This window comes from Microcystis sp. M53598_WE2 (assembly GCF_030067735.1).
Lineage (GTDB): Bacteria > Cyanobacteriota > Cyanobacteriia > Cyanobacteriales > Microcystaceae > Microcystis > Microcystis aeruginosa.
This window is the reverse complement of record NZ_JASJFE010000682.1, coordinates 1-2426: the sequence shown is the minus strand read 5'-3', so window position 1 is coordinate 2426 and position 2426 is coordinate 1. Positions and strand designations below refer to the sequence as shown.

General features: G+C 41.3%; 1 protein-coding gene and 1 pseudogene. Both read right to left on the bottom strand.

Translation table 11 applies throughout. From position 1 onward, the window contains the following. Positions 1 to 126: 126 nt before the first annotated feature. The gene (locus PX636_RS13900; RefSeq protein ID WP_002798377.1) at positions 127 to 1128 is read right to left on the bottom strand and encodes a pentapeptide repeat-containing protein; all 1002 of its coding nucleotides are present in this window, start codon (positions 1126 to 1128) and stop codon (positions 127 to 129) included. 549 nt (positions 1129 to 1677) lie between these two features. Then, a pseudogene (locus PX636_RS13895) lies at positions 1678 to 2426 on the bottom strand (glycosyltransferase family 39 protein); the annotation flags it as partial.

Sequence of the window (2426 nt, the reverse complement as noted above, 5' to 3'; positions counted from 1 at the left end):
TTTAATCCCTCCTACAGCACAGGTTATGGCCTTTTGTCAAAGGGGAAGTCCAGTTATTATCCCCACTCCCCACGGTTATAGAAACCTCGGCAGAAAAGTCTCTACAACCGGGTTTTTCTAGGAATATTAGGAAAGGAGATTACCGCGACTACCGTTAGGAAGAATAGTTTCTTCGAGGGAAGCAGAAAGAAGATTATTTTCGGTTAAAATCGCCCCAATTAAGTTAGCTTGTTTGAGATTAGCTCGTTTAAGATTGCTTCCCACTAAATAACTCAAGAGTAATCCCGCTTGGTGTAGATTAGCACCGGAAAGGTTAGCGGAGGCTAAATTAGCGCCGAGCAGATTACAACCGGTTAAGTTAGCCTGGCGAAAATTGGCTTTATTAGCGTCAGTTTTACTTAAATCGGCTCCAGTTAAGTTAGCTCCCTCAAAATCGCTACAATTGAGGTTAGCTCCCGTCAGATTAGCACCTTCGAGGTTAGCATAACGTAAATCCGCCCCGCGTAAATCCGCCCCGCGCAAATCGGCATAGCTGAGGTCGGCGTATTGAAGATGGCAGTTTTCCAGATTAGCTTGATAGAGATAGGCTCGAATTAGGTTAGCCTCTTTTAAGTTAGCATGGCTAAGATTAGCAGAGCTAAGAATAGCACGAGTGAGAATAGCCCGTTTTAGGTTAGCTTTCCCCGCCATGGCATGGGTTAAAGTGGCTGAGGTGAGATTAGCGGCTTCGAGATTCGCTTTCAACAGTTGAGCAAAAAGTAAGCTACTGTGAATTAAACAGGCAGAACTTAAATCAGCCTTTTTGAGAACAGTATTACTCAAAATTGCGCCGCTTAGTTGACTTTGGCGCAAATTTGCCCCAGAAAGGTCGGCTTTAGTCAGGTTAGCATCGATAAGACAAGCTTTGCTTAAATTAACTTCTTCGAGGGAAGCGTCCTTGAAATTAGCGTTAATTAAACAAGCTTCGGCTAAATTGGCTCGTTTTAAGTAACTATGACTTAGGTTAATCTGGTTTAAACACTGTCTCTTTAAATTGACTCCGCTAAGTCTGACTTCCGCAAAGTTGCGTTCACCTCGATTATACAGTTCGATTAGATGTTCACGATTGGTTAAGGCATTGCTACTCATAAAATAACTAAATTGTTCTGGAAGCTGATTTCCAGAGAATTGGTTGGGGAAAATTACTGATCATGAAGTCGATCTCTAGGATTAGTACAGGGAGCGACTGGGAATTTTTGCGAATAAATAGAAATTTTCAACCAATTACGGGCTTAAAATCCCTATTGGCAATCACTAAAACCGGTAAAGAACGAAAAGAATCGGGGTTCAATACCAAAAACAGTCTCTACCTAAACCCGCCACTTGTTGCCAGCCAGGTCTAGGCATTAAATTAGAGAAGTCTTGTGCGTCAGTTTTTCTGACTGAATCTACTGCCTCGCCGATGTCTTGACTCGGTATCATACAGTTGAATTTGTTAGGTCTGCTTAGTCAGTCCGGTAGCCAAGAGGCTAAAACTCTTAATCACCAGATTTCGGGGACTCTCCAGTTGAGCAAGCATAAAACTTTGTAAAAGTCAATCCCTCTTAGGGATGAACTGCCCAATTCTATTCCCTGAAGCCTTGGTTGATTGAGTCTATCAGGTTGTGGTCTGTTTTGGCAAGAGGGGTCAATGGTTTTTTAATCAATTCGCCAAAAGGCTTGATTTTCCGTAGGGGATAATTGTATAGACTGGTCATCTAAATATTGTCTGAGACTGGGGGAAGGATTGAGGAGATAAATATCGGTAAATTGATTTTTTAAGGATGGGATGGAAACTCTAGGGTTCGACTGAACAAATAAATACTTGGTCTTAGCATCAGTAGTATGGATAAGGGGCAAGGTATCTAACCAATGTTCTGAAATAATTAGAGGTTTTTGACTGCGATTAATCATTGTATAAGCATTGGGAATATTACTACCATAACCCACATATCTAGCTGCCGGCGGTGGATAGGGAATTTTGGCAATTAATCCGAAAACTAGCAATAATATTAAGAGAATTTTTGCCCAGCCTTGGCGCTGCTGTAATCCGTTGCTTAGTAAAAAGGTAACTGCCAGCAGCATACCGAGAAAACTCGGTAAGTAAAATCTGCCCACAGCCGTGTAGCGAAATCCTCTGATTAGATCCCATGCTAAAAGAGAGAAAAAGGGGATAATTGTCAGGAGAATGATCAGGGTAAAAACTTTTTTATCGGCTTTTTTGCTCAGATAAATAAAGGAGATGATGACGAGGATAATTAGGCAGTATTCAATAATAGGGTTGATGGTGGGATTGGCTAAACTAAAATTATAAAATAAACGAGCGATCATTGTTACCCATCTTTGCCAAAGTACCTCTAGGGGTAAACTGCCTTTTGACCATCCAAAGATAGTAAATCGACCAGTAA